The sequence below is a fragment of the Agromyces sp. Y182 genome (assembly GCF_059445385.1).
Map to the genome: position 1 here is coordinate 1,099,623 of NZ_JCAIUF010000001.1, position 13,553 is coordinate 1,113,175.

Annotated in this window: 9 protein-coding genes; 3 read left to right on the top strand and 6 right to left on the bottom strand. The window is 69.8% G+C overall.

Features of this window, described 5'->3' with window-relative positions:
• Nucleotide 1: 1 nt before the first annotated feature.
• The 6 genes from AC1C2R_RS05105 to AC1C2R_RS05130 form a co-directional block, all read right to left on the bottom strand.
• Complete coding sequence (locus AC1C2R_RS05105; RefSeq protein ID WP_495379199.1) at nucleotides 2-1,852, bottom strand: Xaa-Pro dipeptidyl-peptidase; 1,851 nt, start codon at nucleotides 1,850-1,852, stop codon at nucleotides 2-4.
• Between the two features lie 193 nt (nucleotides 1,853-2,045).
• The gene (locus AC1C2R_RS05110) at nucleotides 2,046-3,278 is read right to left on the bottom strand and encodes a PucR family transcriptional regulator (RefSeq protein ID WP_495379200.1); all 1,233 of its coding nucleotides are present in this window, start codon (nucleotides 3,276-3,278) and stop codon (nucleotides 2,046-2,048) included.
• Between the two features lie 146 nt (nucleotides 3,279-3,424).
• Complete coding sequence (locus AC1C2R_RS05115; RefSeq protein ID WP_495351438.1) at nucleotides 3,425-4,858, bottom strand: sensor histidine kinase; 1,434 nt, start codon at nucleotides 4,856-4,858, stop codon at nucleotides 3,425-3,427.
• A 215-nt stretch (nucleotides 4,859-5,073) separates the two neighbouring features.
• Nucleotides 5,074-5,823 carry a response regulator transcription factor gene (locus tag AC1C2R_RS05120; protein ID WP_495351439.1) on the bottom strand — a complete coding sequence of 250 codons (750 nt, stop codon included), beginning with the start codon at nucleotides 5,821-5,823 and terminating at the stop codon, nucleotides 5,074-5,076.
• Nucleotides 5,824-5,969: 146 nt separating this feature from the next.
• Nucleotides 5,970-8,984 (bottom strand): glycosyl hydrolase, encoded by a 3,015-nt coding sequence (locus AC1C2R_RS05125; protein WP_495379201.1) that lies wholly within the window; start codon nucleotides 8,982-8,984, stop codon nucleotides 5,970-5,972.
• A gap of 183 nt (nucleotides 8,985-9,167) precedes the next feature.
• A complete protein-coding gene (locus AC1C2R_RS05130; RefSeq protein ID WP_495379202.1) occupies nucleotides 9,168-9,986 on the bottom strand; it encodes a TrmH family RNA methyltransferase in 819 nt (272 codons plus the stop codon).
• Between the two features lie 213 nt (nucleotides 9,987-10,199).
• Here AC1C2R_RS05130 and AC1C2R_RS05135 point away from each other — a divergent pair, with 213 nt between their 5' ends.
• The 3 genes from AC1C2R_RS05135 (at nucleotide 10,200) to AC1C2R_RS05145 (ending at nucleotide 13,516) form a co-directional block, all read left to right on the top strand.
• Nucleotides 10,200-11,717, top strand: coding sequence for an ABC transporter permease (locus AC1C2R_RS05135; protein WP_495379203.1), 1,518 nt, complete (start codon nucleotides 10,200-10,202; stop codon nucleotides 11,715-11,717).
• Nucleotides 11,718-11,744: 27 nt separating this feature from the next.
• Nucleotides 11,745-12,413 (top strand): ABC transporter ATP-binding protein, encoded by a 669-nt coding sequence (locus AC1C2R_RS05140; protein WP_495379204.1) that lies wholly within the window; start codon nucleotides 11,745-11,747, stop codon nucleotides 12,411-12,413.
• 404 nt (nucleotides 12,414-12,817) lie between these two features.
• Nucleotides 12,818-13,516: an amidase domain-containing protein gene (locus tag AC1C2R_RS05145; RefSeq protein WP_495379205.1), complete on the top strand. Its 699-nt coding sequence runs from the start codon at nucleotides 12,818-12,820 to the stop codon at nucleotides 13,514-13,516.
• Nucleotides 13,517-13,553: the final 37 nt, after the last annotated feature.

Sequence of the window (13,553 nt, forward strand, 5' to 3'; positions counted from 1 at the left end):
ATCACTTCGCCGAGTGCAGCGACTTCTGCAGTGCGCCCATGCCGCCGACGAGCGGCAGGTGCACCGTCGATGCCGACGGCTTGAGCGTCAACTCGGTGCCGGGCGCCGGGCGCACCGTGTACTCGTTGTCGGACGACATGATCACCACGCCGATCCGCGAGCCGGCGGAGAACACGTAGTCCTTCGGCTCGAAGTCGAAGTCGAAGGTGTACGACTCCCCCGGCGCGATCGGCTCGGTCACGGCCGAAGAACCGCGGTTCTCGACATCCATCCAGCCGCGCGTGATGATCTTCGGCGATCCCGATGCCGGGTACTCCACGAGCAGTGCCGAGAGATTCGCCTTCGAACGGCCCACCGCGACTTCGAGCGAGACCGACGGCGTGCCGGAGAGGCGCATGGGCTCACCGAGAACGGCGGTTCGGTAGGCGAGTCGGTTCGGCGAGGACTCCGCCGCAGCGAGCGCCGATGCCCGGATGCCCGCGTCGTCGATGAGGTTCTCGGTCGCACGCGAACCGTTTCGGGAGACGGCGAGCCCGCCGACCCCGTCGGCCACAGTTGCCGGTGCGAACTTCAGCTTGACCGAATCCGCAGCCGGGTCCGGCCACTCCGGGTACTCGGTGAGCGCCCTGTCCTCGCGGACGACGTACGCCTTCGGCAACTGCTCGACCCCGTTCTCGACGTCGTAGAGATACCGCGTGAACCAGCGGTTGAGCAACGTGTCGTTCGGGTTGCCTCCATGGCCGCCCTGGTGCAGGTAGATCTGGTGCGGCACTCCGCGCGCCTTCAGGGCCTCGTAGAGGTCGGAGGCGTTCTTCGTCATGACGTTCCAGTCGTTCAGACCGTGTGCGACGAGTGTGGCGGCCGTGATCTGGTCGGCGTCAGCGAGATAGTCGCGCTCTTCCCAGAACGCGCTCGAGTCACCGGTGGCGCGATCCTGGTTCGCACGGAGCTCGTCGATGACCGGCTTGCAGATCTCCTGGTCGAACCGGGTGTACACGTAGTCGGCGAGCACGTCGAGATCCTCGCCCTGGTAGCCGCCCGGTGCACGCACCGCGCCATTCGAGCGGTAGTAGTTGTACCAGTTCGAGATCGCTGACACCGGGACGATCGCCTCGAGGCCCTCGACGCCCGTGCTCGCAACGCCGATCGGCAACGTTCCGTTGTACGAGGTGCCGATCATGCCGACGTTTCCGGTCGTCCAGTCTGCAGAGACCGTCGACGCTCGATCGGGGGCGGTGTACGCAGTCGCTCGGCCGTTCAGCCAGTCGACGACCGCCTTGCCTGCAAGCGACTCGTTCTCGCCGCCCGAGGTCGGGCATCCCTCGGACCAGCCGCTGCCGAGCCCCTCGGCGTGCACGACAGCGAATCCGCGAGGTACCCACGTGCTTTCGAGCGAGCCCGAGATGCGCGGGCTCGTGCGATTCGTGGGCGTGAAGGTCGGCCATGCGGGCTTCTCCGTCGGCGGGGAACCGATCTCGTGGTCGACCGGCCAGTTCGAGACATCCGTGCCGCCGGCGTAGTAGGGACTCATCTCCATGAGCACCGGCACCTTGAGGCCGTCAGCGGTCTCCGGCACGCGGCTCACATCGATGTGCACGAGGTCCGGCCTGCCGTCGCGATCCGAGTCGACTTCGCTCTCGACCCACGCCTCCTCGTTGATCCACTCGGTCGACACCTTCGTGAAGACCGACTGCGAAAGGCCGTCTTGGAAGGTCGGCTCGGCCGGTGCCGGCTCCGGCGCCGCATGCGCGGGAGCCGCCGCGACGAGGCCGAGCGCGAGTGCCGACGTCAGGGCGATGGCGACGGTGCGACCGTGCCGTCGGCCGCCGGCGTATGGGACCGCTGGTGTCATGGGGTGCTCCTTCGAACGTGGTCGGGGGCATCCGCCGTCTGCAGATGCAGGCGAGGGCGGCCACCCGGTGGCATCCACAGGCTAAGCACAGGGGCATCCCGGGGCACGCGTCAGATGTTGCGGCGGGCTCGGGCCTCGATCGACAGATGTCGACGCGGCGACGGAACCGGAACCGGAACCGGAACCGGAACGCTCACGCGACCGCGGAGGTTCCGTGGCCGCGGCTCCCGCGATCCCCCGCTGCGCCGGCCCGCAGCAGGAGCGCGACGTGCAGGCCCAATCGGTCGAGACCGTTGCCGAGGTCGATGTCGAGGATCCGCTCGACACGGGCCAGTCGGTTGTAGAGGGAGGTTCTATGCACGCCCAAGTGCGCTGCAGCCTCCTGCACGTGCCCGGCCGCCGCGAGGTAGCACTCGAGCGTCTCGATCAGAGCGTGGCCGTCCCGCTCGGCCGACACGCGCTCGAGCCCGGGCTGGAAGTCGCTCGACCGGAGCCCCAAGGCGGATGCTGCATCCAATCCGCGATAGACACCCAGGCGATCCCAATGCCAGACGGTCCCGTCGAGGCCGAATGACGCAGCGATGCCGAGCGTCCGGCGAGCCTGCCGGTAACTCGCGCGAGCGGCGACGACCGACGCCTCACCGCCGACCGCGACCCGCAGCGCGCCGAGGCCGGCGGCGGCCGCGTCGACCGCCGACTCCGCGATGACCTCCGCTATGCGGTCGCAGTCGGCGAAGCGCCCCGGCGAGGATGGAACGACGACCGCCGCGTGGTCCCGCCTGACCAGCGCTACGACGCCGCGACCGCCGAGCGTTTGACGCGCGCGGCGCGCGGCACGCTCGAGCGCCTCACGGACCGATTCGTCGTGCGCGATCGACGGCGACCCGGCATCCAGCACGTAGACGCGGAGCGATCCGCTCTCGAACCGGCCCGACTCGACGAGTTCGTCGGCGGCCCTGCGCCGCACCTCGGCGCGGCCGAGGACCAGCTCGCGGGCCAGCCCATGCTCGTGTGCGGACTCGAGGTTCTCTGACATCCGCACGCGCGCCCACTCGTCGGCGACCTGCTCGGCGCAGTCACCGACTCGCGCGAGGTCCAGCCGTTTCGCGAACCCCGCCGGCTCGATGAACCAGAGGTGACCGAACACGACACCGGATCGACTGATCGGCACGCACACGCGCGGGAGCATGCCGAGCTCGGAACTGGCCGGAACACGGACGGCGGAGACCGCCGAGTAGACGCCGAGCCGGCTCAGCCAGGCGTGAACCGCTGGATCTGCCCGATGCTCGAGGATGGAGCGCCGGCGCACATCGTCGATCTCGTCGGGATGCGGACTGTACGCGACGACGCGCCGACGATGGTCCTCGACGAGGGCCGGGCACCCGAGTTCGACGGCGATACGGGTGATCAACTGCTGCAGGCTCATGTGAAGTCTCGGGTCGCTGCGATGGCGGACGACACCAGCCTAAGCGCGAGCACCGCAGCAGCGTGGTTCGGTGCCTGCCAGCGCCGCGGTCAGCGCGCCCGGCCGCCCGGCCAGCCCGGCCAGCCCGGCCTACCCCCGGTGCAGCGCTACCCCGCTCGTGCTGCAGGCGCGACCTCCGGGGCGAGCGGCAGCTCGACGACGAACTCGGTGCGCCCGGGCTCGGTGGACACCGACACGTCGCCGCCGTGCGCCTCGACCACCGCACGCACGATCGCAAGCCCGAGACCGGTGCTGCCGGCAAGACGCGATCGTGACGAGTCGCCGCGAGCGAAGCGTTCGAAGAGCGAGTCCACCAGTTCGGGTGGGATGCCGGGCCCGTCGTCCTCGACGGAGAGCACGACATCGTCGCCGTCTCGCACGAGCGACGCGACGACCGAGGTGCCCTCTGGCGTGTGCACGCGGGCATTCGCGAGCAGGTTCGTCACGACCTGGCGCAGACGCGGCTCATCGCCGATCACGGTCAACGGAGCATCCGGAAGCCGCACCTCCCACTCGTGGCCGGGGCCGGCTGCCTGCGCATCGCCGACCGCCTCGACGACGACCCGGCCGAGGTCGACCGGCAGCGCCGAGAGCTCGCGCCCCTCGTCGAGGCGAGCGAGCAGCAGCAGGTCTTCCACGAGCTCGGTCATGCGCACCGACTCCGACTCGATGCGGCCGATCGCGTGCATGACGTCGGGCGGCAGTTCACCGCCGTGCAGGCGAGTGAGCTCGGCGTAGCCGCGGATCGAGGCGAGCGGCGTGCGCAACTCATGGCTCGCGTCGGCGACGAAACGGCGCACCTTCTGCTCGCTCTGCTCACGCGCCGAGAGAGCGGATGCCACGTGGCCGAGCATGCGGTTGAACGCACCACCGAGCTGCCCCACCTCGGTGCGCTCGTCGTCGACGTCGACCCGTTCGGCGAGTGCGACGTCGCCGTGATCGAGCGGAAGCTCCGAGACGCGTTGCGCCGTCGCGGTGACGCGCGCGAGCGGGCTGAGCGCGCGCCGCACGATGAGCGAGCCGAAGCCGAGGGCGAGCACGAGGCCGGCGAGCGCGACGACCGCGATCGTCACGGCGAGCTGCGTCGTGTCGGCGTTCACCTGCGCGAGCGGCAGCGCGAGCACGATCGTGACCCCCTCCCACTCCTCCTGCGCGATCGCCAGGGCGCGGTACTCGCCGAGCTGTCCGACGTCGACCGAGTGCGGATCGCCGTCGGTCGGAACTGAGGCGAGCACGTCGGCGAGCTCGGTGGGGAGGTCGAGCACCCGACCGTGCTCGGTGATGTAACCGGCTCGGTTGGAGCCGTCGGCCTGCGTCAGTGCTGCGAGGGTGCCCGCCTGCTGACCCGGAATGTTGAGGATGAGCGACGGCGCGGCCGACGGGTCCCCGGGGAATCCCGGCGGCTGCCCGGAGATCGCGAGATTCGCACGGGAGATCGTGGAATCGAGGTTCGCGTCGAGCCGGGCGACGGAGGAGCTGTGGAAGACCGCGACGCTGACGAGGCCGACGACGGCGCTCACGGCCACGAGAAGTGCAGCCACGACGACGAGGAGTCTGGAGCGCAAGGTCCACGAACGACGGCCCGACCGAACATCCGCCGTCGCACCGCTGCCGCCCCTGTCCCCGCCGCCCCTGTCCCCGCCGCCCCTGTCCCGGCCGCTGCCGGCGTCGCCGCCGCCTGAATCGCGTGTCGGGGCGGCCTGCGCGGTCACGTTCGCCCGCGCAGACGTCGCATGGCCGGGATCGCCCGGCCGGGTCATCCGACGGCCTTCAGCATGTAGCCCGCGCCGCGCACGGTGTGGATCATCGGCTCGCGGCCGGCGTCGATCTTCTTGCGCAGGTACGAGATGTAGAGCTCGACGACGGATTCCTTGCCGCCGAAGTCGTACGACCAGACCCGGTCGAGGATCTGCGCCTTCGAGAGCACCCGACGGGGGTTGCGCATGAGGAAGCGAAGCAGCTCGAACTCGGTCGCGGTGAGCTCGATCGGCACGCCGGCGCGGGCGACCTCGTAGGAGTCCTCGTCGAGCGTCAGGTCGCCGACGACGAGTACCGGATCTTTGGCCTGGGCGAGCGTGAGCGTCGACCGGCGGATGAGCCCGCGCAGGCGCGCCACGACCTCTTCGAGGCTGAACGGCTTGGTGACATAGTCGTCTCCGCCCGCGGTGAGACCGGCGATGCGATCGTCGAGCGAGTCCTTCGCGGTGAGGAAGAGCACGGGCGTCTCCGAACCGTCTGCCCGCACCCGCTGCAGCACCTCGAGTCCGTCGATGTCGGGCAGCATGATGTCGAGCACGATCGCGTCGGGGCGGAACTCGCGCGCGATCTTGACTGCGGAGTAACCGTCGCTCGCGGTACGCACGTCCCACCCCTCGTAGCGCAGCGCCATCTTGAGCAGTTCGGTGAGCGAGTGCTCGTCATCGACCACGAGCACGCGCACCATCGACCCGTCGCCCTTCGCGATGGCGGGGGCGCGATGCGGGGCCGAAGTCGGTGCAGTGCTCATGCTTCCAGTATCCGCGCGCGGCTATGCGTTCCCTATGACTTCCATGAGCGGATGCCGCGTGGCCATGAGACGCAGCGAAGCGAGCGGATGCCGCGACCCTCCGCTCGTGGCATCCGCTCGCCCGACGTGGCGCTGCCGGTACCGGGTCAGCGCACCTCGGCCACGCCGTAGGCGCGGATCACGACCGGGCCGAGCATGCCGTAGTCGGCGCGCTTCACGCCGCCGTACACCGTGGGGTTCACGACCCGCAGGCGGTTGATGAGCGTCGAGGCGACCTCGACCTCGACCGTGTTGTTGCCCGGGTGCGCGAACTCGCTGATGTCGACGGTCGGGCTCGTGAGGTCGCGGTCTTCGACGAGCTTGCCGTTGACGCGAACCCGGAAGGTGTCGACGACGCGGCCGAGCTCGAGGCGGATACCGGCGCCGGACTTCTTCCACTCGCTGCCGAGCTTGATACGCGTCGTGTAGCGCCCGATGCCCGAGCTGTCGGCGAGCCCCGGGATCGCGTTCCACGGCACCAGGCCCGAGAGCGGAACCTCCACGACCGGTTTCGCCGTCTCGGTCGCCGAAGCCCCGGGCTGCCAGTCCTCGACACGGAGCGTCCACGACGTGAGTTCGATCGGCGCGGGCAGCTCCTTCACCGTCGCACTCGCCGTGCGACCGTCGGCGAAGCGCACCGAGAAGCGCCCCGCGGCATCCGTCACGAGCTCGACGCCCTTCTTGGCCGCGCGCACCGAGACGGCGTCGGTCTCGATGACCTGCTCCTTCGGGGCCTTCTTACCGGCCCAGTCGCGCGGTGCCAGCACGATGACCGTCGACTGCGCGGGCTGCAGGCGCACCCGAACCGTGACGCGCGCGCCGTCGCGACGATACGCGACGAGCGGCCGCACCTCACCCGACCATGCGTCGAGTTCGTAGGGCACGCTGTCTGCGTGCTCCGCAGTGAGCACGATGTCGTGGTCGATGGGCACGAGCTTGTCCTTGCCGGGATTGTGCTTCGCATTCACGAGGTAGTAGTAGTCGACACCGCCGTCGACGCGCCGGATGTGCTTGAGGTTCGACGTCTCGTGGTCGACGTCGGGCGCCACCCCGAGACTCGCGAGCGCGATCGGGATGTCGGCGTTCGCCGCGGCGAGTGCGACCGAGGGCGAGTCGCGCAGTGCCGTGACCAGCTCGGCGACGCGGGCGTTCTCCTCATCGGAGCGGAAGCCCACGGCACCGGGCTTCGACCAGTCGCCGAAGAGCACGATGGGCAGCCCGGCGTCGGCGAAGCCGAGCAGGCGCTCGGCGGTCGCGACGGTGAGCGTCGCCTCGTTGCCGCGGAACCGGTCGATGTCGACGATCACGGCCTTGTACGCGCCGCCCTCGGGAGCAAGCCGCCCGCCGGCGAGCACCGCGCCCGCGCGGTCGAGGCTCGACCCGGTGAGGAACCCGTGCGTCCAGCCGACGGGGATGCCCGATGCGGTCGCCCACGGAGCGCCGATGCCCGTCTGCGCCCAGCCCTTCTGCCGCAGGAACACGATGTCGTAGCGCGGGCGTCCGGCGCGGAGCACCCACTGCGTGCGGGCGAGGTACGCGGCGACGTCGGGCATGTGCGCCCAGACCGGCATCCGCGGGCCCCATGCCTCTGAGTAGCCGACCGCGTCGTCGTAATACGGACTGAAGGCCGCGAAGCCCGGCCAGCCGGCCCCCGGCGCACTCGCGTACGGGAACCCGTGCAGCACCGACTGGTTGACGCCGCCGGCGTACATCTCACCGTGCGTCGACAGCACCTCGGCGATCGTCGCGGAGTACGCCTTGCCGAAGTAGGCAGCCGACTCGCACGAGAGGATCGTGTTGCCCGCGATGTCGCGGCCGCTCGCGAGCACCCGGTAGTCGTCGACGTTCTTCGCGCCGAGCGACTCCGTCTCGGGGATGTCGACGATGCCGGCCTGGTCGATCGAATCCTGCTCGAGGCCGTAGGCCTGCACCCGGTACTCGAGCCCGTGGGAGTGCGCCCAGTCGCGGAACGGCAAGAGGTGGTACTCCGAGTAGAGGTCGCTCAGCACCTGGTTGAAATCGTCGCGCACACGCGTCGTCACGATGTCGTCGAAGTCGTAGAGGTACTTCTCCTTCAGCTCGATGACGACGGGCAGGAACGGCATGAGCTCGTAACCGTGGCGCGCGCTGAACTCCTCGGGCAGGTTCCGGGTCCAGATCGTGGCCCCCGTCTCGATCTCGAGCGAGTCCTCGAAGAAGGCGCCCCCGGCCTGGGTGAGCAGCTTCGACATGCGCTTGGAGATGATCTCCGACTCCCAGAAGTCGATCACGGCCTGTGCGCCCGCCGCGCTGAAGTGGTCGACGACGTACGACGTCGGGTTCGTGTGCGCACCGCCCTCGGCGAGTTGGCCCGAGCCGCGGCGCCAGAAGGCGAAGAGCACCCAGCTCGCGGTGCCGGCCGGGGCGGTCCACTCGACCGCTCCGTCGACGACGGTGTCGGTGAGGTCGACTCCGGTCGAGCGCTTCAGCACGATGTTTCCCTTGACGGGCTTCGTGACGATCTCGAAGGCCTGCACCGAGAGCAGCACCTCTTCGTCGACCCCGTGCTCCGGGCCGATCGCCGGCACGGGCACGGCGCCGCTGTGGGCCTGGCCGGGTGCGAGTTCGACGACGCCGTGCACGAGTTCGGTGAGGGCCGCCTCGTGCTGCGGGGTGATGGTCGGCACGGCGGTCGGCCACGACGGACCGAGCGTGATGTCGAGACGGATGTCGCGGCGCTTCGCCTGCGCGAGGGCGGCCTCGACCGCCTCGCACCAACGGTCGCCGCCCCACGGGAACCCGTCGATGTCGAGGTCACCGGATGCCACGCTGTGGTGCACATCGGCGATCTCGAGTCCGCCGAATCCGGCGTCGGCGACCTGGTTCACCTCGCGCACGATCTCGTCGACCTCGACCTGGCCGTTCGGCCACCACCAGCGGAACTTCGGCGCGAGCCCGGAGCCGGGGTCGGCGAACTCGGCGATGCCGAAGGCGTTGCCCTTGCCAGCGGGAAGCACCGAGCCGGCCGCCGCACCGGCCGACTGCGGCGCGGCGTTCGCGACGAGCACCCCTGCCGCGGCCGCCGCCGCCGAGTAGCCGAGGAGCTGCCGCCTCGAGAGCGCGAGATCGTTGAAGGTCGCCATGCCTGCCCTTTCGAGCACGGCGGGCATCGATGCACAGCGCCGTGCGGAGTAGTGAATCGATTCAGATGGACCGCTGATTCCTACCCTATTCGGGGGGTGAAGCAGGGTCAATTCTGTGACGCCGGATGCCGCTGGCTACGGTCCAGCGGTGCCCGCAGAGCATGCGCGGCATGGCGCACAGCGTCACGCGAGCCGCTGGCGCCTCGCTTCGTAGAGCACGATCGACGCCGCGTTCGCCGCATTGAGCGAGCTCGCGGCTCCCGCCATGGGAATCGAGAGCGTCACATCGGCAGCCTCACGCCAACCCTGGGACAACCCCGACGTCTCGTTGCCGATGAGCAGCAGCGTCGGCTGCGTCAGGTCGAACGCGGACACGTCGGCGTCGCCGACCTCATCGGTGGCGACGACGACGATCGGCGTGCCCGCCGCCCGCTGCGCCTCCACCCACTGCACGACTTCGCGCGGCGAGGCCGCACGCACGGTGGGCACCGCGAAGAAGGATCCCGTCGACGCGCGCACGGACTTCGGGTCGTACGCGTCCGCGGCATGACCGGTGGTGACGACCCCGTGCGCGCCGAACGCGTCGGCGGAGCGGATGATCGAGCCGATGTTCCCCGGCTGGGTGGGCCGGTCGAAGACCACGCCGAGGAAATCGGGGGCGACCGGAATCCTGTCCAGCTCGTCGGGGCGCATCGCAACGACGGCGAGCAGCTCGGCGGCACCGTCGGACTTCTCGCTCAGCTCCATGAAGAGATCCGGAGCCATCGCGATCTCCTCGGCGTCCCGATTGCGGTTCAGGATGTCGCGCGCCCAGGTGGAGAGCTTCCGGTCGATGTCGTGGATGAGGCTACGGATCTCCCAGCCGTGCTCGACTGCCAGGTTGATCGGGCGCACACCCTGCACGATGAACTCACCGGCGCGGTGGCGCTTCGTACGGTTCGTCAGCAACGTCTGGAGCAACTGGAAGCGGGCGTTGCGTGAGGTGATCCGGATCGCAGGCACTCGTTCTCCACGGGATTCGGCGCGCAGCGCGGAGTGTGGCGCGGTCCGTCGGTCAAGACTACTCGCGCGTCCCGAGCTCGACGCCCGCGCGCACCAGAGCCGGCACATTTCATAGCCGGCACATGGCTGAGCCAATGTGCGCCCACAGGTGCCGTCCCTAGCGTCCCGTACAGCGCTCCGGTCGGTGCGCCTCCCCCGACCCCGAGGACGCACATGTTCTTCACCTACCTCCGGCGCGAACTCGCCGGGCGACGCAGACAGACCGCGATCGTCGCCATCGGCATGGCGCTCGCGATCGCGCTCGTCATGATCGTGAATTCGGTCTCCACCGGCGTTCGCGACGCGCAAGCTTCAGTGCTCGAGTCCGTCTACGGCGTCGGCACCGATCTCACGGTCGCGCAGACGCCGACCCCGCCGGCCGAGGGCGAGGGCGGCGGCCCGCGGTTCGAGTTCGGCGCCGAATCCGGAACCACGACCGACGGCTCCACCGAGATCAGCCAGTCACGCCTCTCCGCGGGCTTCGGCTCGAGCACCTTCGACGCGGAGGCCCTGGCATCCATCGAAGGACTCGACGACGTCGCTGCAGCGGCGGCGACCCTCTCGCTGACGAACACGACCTTCAACGGCGAGATGCCCGACTTCGCGCAGACCCGGCAGAGCGACGACATCGAGGGTGCGCCGGCCGAGGGCGAGCAGCCGGCCGCCCCGCCCGAGGGCGGATTCGACGGCGCAGGCGGCAGCGCGTTCGATGTCGACAGTTTCACCGTCCTCGGCCTCGACCCCGCCGGCGCCGCCGTCGGCCCCCTCTCCGCGGTCGAGCTCGGCGATGGGCGTGGGCTCGAGGCATCCGATGCCGGCCAGGCAGTCGCGGTGCTCGACGCGAGCTACGCCACGAGTGCCGAGCTCGCCGTCGGCGACGTCATCGACGTCGGGGGTACGGGGTTCGAGATCGTCGGCACCGTCACCTCGACCTCTGCCGACGTCGAAACCGCGTCGAACGTGTACATTCCACTCGACCTCGCCCAGTCGATCTCGGGCGAAGACGGCATGATCTCGAGCATCTCGGTGCAGGCGACCTCCGCTGATCGCATCGACGCGCTGCAGGCCGAGATCGAAGAGACGCTGCCGGATGCCACGGTCTCGACGCAGTCCGATCTCGCCGCATCCGTCTCGGGCTCGCTCGCGAGTGCGTCGAGCCTCATCTCGAACCTCGGACTGTGGATCTCACTCGCGGTGCTCGTCGCCGCGTTCCTCATCGCCATCCTCTTCACCATCCAGGGTGTGACGCGCCGCACCCGTGAGTTCGGCACGCTGAAGGCGATCGGCTGGTCGAACGGGCGCATCGTCGGCCAGGTCGCCGGCGAGTCGCTCGTGCAGGGACTCATCGGCGGTGGCGTCGGGCTCGTACTCGGACTCGCGGGCATCTGGGTGATCAACCTGATCGCGCCGACGATCGGCGGCAGCTCCGGCTCCGAAGTGGTCGCGGGCGGCCCCGGAAGCGGCCGCGAGATGGTCATGCAGGGCGGTCCGGGCGGCGGCGGCGGGGCCTTCGGCGGCCCCGTGCAGTCGGCCGTGTCATCGGCCGAAGTCGTGCTGAACGCACCCGTGACCATCAGCGTCATCGTGATCGCCATCGGACTCGCGATCGCCGGAGGCCTCCTCGCCGGCGCATTCGGCGGCTGGCGCGCCTCGAAGCTCCGCCCGGCCGAAGCCCTCCGCAGCGTCGCCTGACGCCGACCTCCGAACGAAAGGAACAGCATGTACACGCTCGAACACGTGTCGAAGACCTACGCCCAGTCCAAGCGGAAGGTCACTGCGCTGAACGATGTGACACTGACCATTCCGAAGGGACAGCTCGTCGCGATTCAGGGGCCGACCGGCGGTGGCAAGTCGACGCTCCTGCAGATGCTCGGGGCGCTCGATCGGCCGAGCACGGGCCGCGTCGCGCTCGGTGAGTCGGAGCTCTCGCACCTGCCCGACCGCAAGCTCGCCGGCATCCGCGCGAAGGAGGTCGGCTTCGTCTTCCAGGGGTTCAACCTCATCCCGACGCTGACCGCGCAGGAGAACGTCGAGACGGCCCTCGAGCCGCTCGGCATCTCGGGTGACGAGCGACGCCGCCGTGCCCTCGCCGCGCTCGACTCGGTCGGTCTCGCCGACCGCGCCGGGCACGTGCCGGGCGAGCTCTCGGGCGGGCAGCAGCAGCGGGTGGCGATCGCCCGGGCGCTCGTGAAGGAACCCGACGTACTGCTCGCCGACGAACCCACCGGCAACCTCGACGAGGAGACCCGTGACGAGATCATGAGCCTTCTCGAGGGGCTCTGGCGCGACCGCGGCCTCACCCTCATCGTCGTCACGCACGACTCGGCCGTCGCCAAGCGCGCCGAACGACGGCTGCACATCAAGAACGGCACGGTCACCGAGCGCTGACGGCGACGACGGGCAGCGGATGCCCCGGCGCAGCTCGCTCGCCGCGGCATCCGCCGACGGTGCGTGTGATGCTCGCCGCGGCATCCGAGGTGTGCAGCAATTCAGGTTCGGAGGTGTGTCGCTACCCGCGACCCGCCGTCCATGCTGCGACACGCCGACTCCGCACCTGAATTGCTGCACCGTCTTGGCGCTGATTGCGCACCCGTCTTCGGGCTGTTCGCGCACCTCTCGGCCGAATCGCGCGGGTCTCGGGCAGGGCGATCGGATATCACCGATTCCACCGCCACGGGTAACCGCCGAGCATCGCGCGTTCGGGCCAGGCGCGACTGGCCGATTCGGGCCCATTCGCGCGACACCCGTCACCCCGACATCGCGCACGACGATCGGCGCCTACCGTGGATGGAGTGAGCCCGCCGCCCGAACGCCCCGCCCGTGAGATCTACCTGCGGCGTCGTGTCTTCGTGGGCGGCGCAGCGCTCATCGCCGTCGCGCTCGTCGTCTGGCTCATCATCGCGATCGTCACGGCGGTCGTCGCCGCCGGCGCCCCCACCGGGCCGGGAACGCAGGGCGGCGACGGCAGCCATCCGAACCAGGCTGCGCTCGAACTCGATTCCGAGCTGCCGGCGCCCGTGCTGCGTCAGCTCGAGTACGTGCGCGATCGATGGAACGCCGACTCGAGCGAGCGCTACGGGGTGCTCGGCGACGACGACTGCGTGAACTTCACCTCCCAATCGCTCATCGAGCGCGGCTGGGAGACCGACGAGGAATGGTGGTACTCGGAGAACGGGGACGCGTACGCCCACTCCCCTGCGTGGCGCTCGTCGACGATGTTCCACGACTACCTCGCCGCGCACCCCGAACGGGCAACGTCGCTCTCCGACCGTCAGCGCGCGAAGGTGAAGCCCGGCGACATCGTGCAATTCGACTGGGACGACTCGGGCGATCGTGACCACACCGCCATCGTCACCGCCGTGCGCGACGGCGACGACGGGCGGATCGACGTGTACTACGCAGGGCACACGGATGCCACGTGGGACCGCTCCGTGGACGAGCATCCGCAGCATCCCGAGACGAAGGTGTACTACTGGAGCGTCGTGGACTGAGTCGTCCGCCACCTTCATGGCCACCCCGTCCGGGTGA